Below are 852 nucleotides of genomic sequence, written 5' to 3'. Positions count from 1 at the left end.
CCAGGTTGATCATAAACAACAACACGGTCTTCACCAAGCAGTCGATTAACCAAGGTAGACTTACCAACATTTGGTCGTCCGATAATACCAATTTTACAACCATTTGCTTCATCATCTTCCTCGATTTGTTCCGGGAAGTCCTCCATTGCATCTTCGATCAGCGATTTAACACCGCGGTTATGAGAGGCTGCGGTTAAGCGCAGCTTCTCCATACCCAGCGAGTAGAAATCATTGGCAACAGTATCAGCATTAAGGCCATCAATTTTATTAACAACCAGGGTATAAGGCTTTCCCGTTTGTCGGATATGACGAGCTATCTCTTCATCAATAGGGGTCAATCCATCCCGGCCATCCACAACAAAGAAGATTAGATCAGCCTCTTCTATTGCCAACAAGGACTGCTCAGCCATGACAGCATCGATCCCGACTTCATCACCACTTATACCACCGGTATCGATAGTAATGAACTTCTTATCCAACGCCACTCCAGAGCCGTACTTACGATCCCGAGTTAAGCCTGCGTAGTCTGCGACAATTGCATCTTTTGTTTTGGTCAAACGATTGAATAAGGTAGATTTACCTACATTAGGACGACCTACTAGCGCTATTACAGGAACCATCTATCTACCTTTAATCTCTATATTCGTTAGACGACTCTTCGAAAAGTCTTCTATTTCTAAACCTCGAACCCAAGGGTCTAAGGTCCTTTACCTTCGGATTCAACTGATACGATACTATGTCACCAGAACGTGCATAAACATATAGCCGGTCGCCCTTTACAATCATCTCACCCATGACACCATCACTGTCAGGGTATTTCCGTGCAAGTACTTTTCCATCCAGCACTGATAG

General features: G+C 44.2%; 2 protein-coding genes. Both read right to left on the bottom strand.

Annotated features, from left to right (window positions below; translation table 11 throughout):
• The coding region (locus tag A3757_RS19445) for a GTPase (RefSeq protein ID WP_156506428.1) at positions 1–620 on the bottom strand (620 nt) is incomplete at its 3' end.
• Positions 621–630: 10 nt separating this feature from the next.
• A partial coding sequence (locus A3757_RS27700) for a hypothetical protein (RefSeq protein WP_231878326.1) occupies positions 631–852 on the bottom strand: 222 nt, incomplete at its 5' end.

It is taken from the genome of Oleiphilus sp. HI0117 (assembly GCF_001635235.1).
The sequence above is the reverse complement of the archived record's forward strand: the minus strand, read 5'-3'. Positions and strand labels throughout refer to the sequence as shown.